Raw genomic sequence first — 2,733 nt, 5'->3', positions numbered from 1 at the left:
CGCCTGCTCGCCGAGGCGGAGCGGCGGGCGCGCACGAGCGGCGTCGCAGAGCTCTACACCGACGCGAGCATCACCGCCCGGCCGTTTTTCGAACGCCGCGGCTTCCGCGTCGAGCGCGAGCAGCGGCAGGTCAGGTCGGGAGCGGAGCTGGTGAACTTCAGGATGCGCAAGCGTCTCGGGGAGCCGGATGCGCCCGAGCAGACCGGCACCGGCCGCACCGGCCGCACCGGCCGCACCGGCGATTCTCCTCCGGCCCGTCACGCCCGTCCGGCCGCTGCGACCACGGCCAGAACCGCAACCGCAGCCGCAGCCGCGGATCGCCTCCCTCCCCTCCGACCCGAAAGGGAATCATGACCGAGCACACCGCACCGACGTCGGGATCCGCGCTCTGGGTGTATGCGCACCCGCGCGCGACATCCCTCAACGCCCGGCTGTTCCGGGCGGGGCGGGAGGCACTTGCCGAGAGCCGCAGCGTCGCGATATCGGATTTCTACGCGCAGCGCTTCGATCCCGTGCTCCGCATCTCGGACCTCGGCGACGCCTCCGACACCCCCGGCAGCATCGTGGAGCAGGCGGGCGCCGCATACGCGAGCGGGACGCTGCCGGTCGACATCCGCGAGGAGCAGCGGAAGCTGACCGAGGCCGAGCTCCTGGTGCTGCAGTTCCCGCTCTGGTGGTTCGGCGTCCCGGCGATCCTGAAGGGGTGGTTCGATCGGGTCTTCACCGACGGCTTCGCCTTCGGTGGCACGGATCCCGAGCTCGGCGTGCCCCGCCGCTACGGCGACGGGCCCCTCGCCGGGCGGCGCGCGCTGATCGTCGTCACCGCCGGGGAGGATCCCGGCTCGATCGGCGCGCGCGGGATCAGCGGGGACCTGGAGTCGCTGCTCTTCCCCCTGACGCACGGCACCCTCTGGTACGCGGGCATCGCGAGCCACGCGCTGCACGTGGTCCACGACGCCGACGGGCTCGACCCCGACGGCGCCGAGCGCGAGGCGACGCGGCTGCAGGAGCGCCTGCGCGGCCTGGAATCGGAACCGACACTGGCATACCGGAGGCTCCGCGACGGGGACTACCGCGGGAACCGCGCGCTTCGGCAGGATCTGGCGCCCGGGCGCACGGACTTCGGGATCCATCTGCACGACTGAGTTCGGTACCACGTAGTCGCTGCGGGGGCGCGGCGAACTCGACGGACGGGTTCTCACGTACCCGTGTCAGTGGCTAGGGTGGCGTCTGGCCGCCGGCGGAACTCCGCCGGCCCGCGCGGCCGCGACGACACGAGGAACCCGAGTGCCTGACTACAACATCGCCAACCCCCACGAGTACGACCACAGCCACTCCTCCTCCGCGGGATCCGGCTGGTTGCGCGCCGCCGTCTTCGGCGCGATGGACGGACTGGTCTCGAACATCGGCCTGATCTCGGGCATCGCCGCGGCCGGCGCGAGCCCGGGCATCGTCGCGATCACGGGCGTCTCCGGGCTGATCGCGGGCGCGATCTCGATGGCGCTCGGCGAGTACACCTCGGTGCGCACCCAGAACGAGCAGCTGGCCGTCGAGGTCGAGACGGAGCGCGATGCGCTGCGTCGCAATCCGGTCGGCGAGCAGGCCGAGCTCACCGTCATGTTCGGCAACCTCGGCATGGACGCCGAGACCGCGCGAACCGCGGCCGAGCAGGTGCATGCGAACAGCGAGCAGGCTCTCAAGGTGCACCTCGCCCACGAGCTCGGCCTCAGCCCGGACGAGCGCCCGTCGCCCCTGGTCGCGGCGTTCTCGTCTTTCATCGCGTTCAGCGTCGGCGCCGTCATCCCGGTGCTCCCGTTCCTCCTGGGTTTCGGCACCCTCTGGTGGGGACTGCTCTTCGGCGGGGCGGGGCTGCTCGCCGCGGGCTTCGTCGCGGCCAGGTTCACCGACCGCAATCCGTTCGCGAGCGCGGGGCGCCAGCTGCTGTTCGGCGGCATCGCGGTCGCGGCGACCTACGGGATCGGCAGCCTGCTCGGCGTCTCCGGGCTCGGCTAGGGCAACGAGCGCGTACGCTTGAGGAATGCCCCAGGAGGACTTCGCCGACAACGACTTCGCGGCGGCCGTCCTCGCGGTCGTCGCGCAGGTGCCCGCGGGCCGGGTCGTGACGTACGGCGACATCGCGTGGGCGCTCGGCTCGAATGCGCCGCGCGCGGTCGGGCGCGTGATGGCGTACTTCGGGCATGCGGTGACCTGGTGGCGGGTCGTGCCCGCGAGCGGACTGCCGCCGCAGGGGCACGCGCGCCTCGCGCTGCCGCACTATCGGGAGGAGGGGACGCCGCTGCGCCACGTCGTCTCCCCCGACGACTACCGCATCGCGCTCTCCTCGGCTCGGCTGCCGTACGACCATGAGATCTACGCGAATGTGGAGGCGCCGTGAACGAGTCGACGAACGCGGGCGAGGCGGATCCTGCGCGCCGCACGGATGACGTGGAGCGGACACCCGGTGACGAAGTCGCGTCGAGCGATGGGGCAGGATCTGCAGGCCCGCGCGCTTCCGAAGACCACCCTGCAGACAGGGGCGCTCCCCCGCTCCGTGTCGGTTTCGCCCGCGGCGTGGCACCGGGCAAATGGGCACGCCGCTGGGCGGATTCCGGCGGCGGCCCCCTGGAGCTCGTACCCCTGCCCGTGAGCGGCAGGGCTCCCGCGGGACTCGACATCGTGCTCGAGCGCGTCCCGCCGGGCGAACGACCGACCGGCACAGCCGGCGGAGCGGGC

The 2,733-nt window shown here is 72.6% G+C and carries 4 protein-coding genes; all 4 read left to right on the top strand.

The annotated features are described in order from the left end of the window. Positions 1-354 (top strand): GNAT family N-acetyltransferase (locus ACFPZL_RS12070; RefSeq protein WP_382335596.1); only part of this gene is annotated, 354 nt, incomplete at its 5' end. Next, a complete protein-coding gene (locus ACFPZL_RS12065; protein WP_218116258.1) occupies positions 351-1,145 on the top strand; it encodes an NAD(P)H-dependent oxidoreductase in 795 nt (264 codons plus the stop codon). The genes ACFPZL_RS12070 and ACFPZL_RS12065, both read left to right, overlap by 4 nt. 142 nt (positions 1,146-1,287) lie before the next feature. After that, the gene (locus ACFPZL_RS12060; protein ID WP_218116259.1) at positions 1,288-2,013 is read left to right on the top strand and encodes a VIT1/CCC1 transporter family protein; all 726 of its coding nucleotides are present in this window, start codon (positions 1,288-1,290) and stop codon (positions 2,011-2,013) included. Positions 2,014-2,038: 25 nt separating this feature from the next. Beyond that, a complete protein-coding gene (locus ACFPZL_RS12055; protein WP_218116260.1) occupies positions 2,039-2,395 on the top strand; it encodes an MGMT family protein in 357 nt (118 codons plus the stop codon). The last annotated feature ends 338 nt before the right edge of the window (positions 2,396-2,733 follow it).

Source organism: Leucobacter soli (assembly GCF_042659205.1).
GTDB lineage: Bacteria > Actinomycetota > Actinomycetes > Actinomycetales > Microbacteriaceae > Leucobacter > Leucobacter soli.
The sequence above is the reverse complement of the archived record's forward strand: the minus strand, read 5'-3'. Positions and strand labels throughout refer to the sequence as shown.

What these genes read in the sequence shown, in the direction of transcription:
- ACFPZL_RS12065 (WP_218116258.1), top strand. Translation starts at nt 351, where the DNA reads ATGACCGAGCACACCGCACCGACGTCGGGATCCGCGCTCTGGGTGTAT.
- ACFPZL_RS12055 (WP_218116260.1), top strand. Translation starts at nt 2,039, where the DNA reads ATGCCCCAGGAGGACTTCGCCGACAACGACTTCGCGGCGGCCGTCCTC.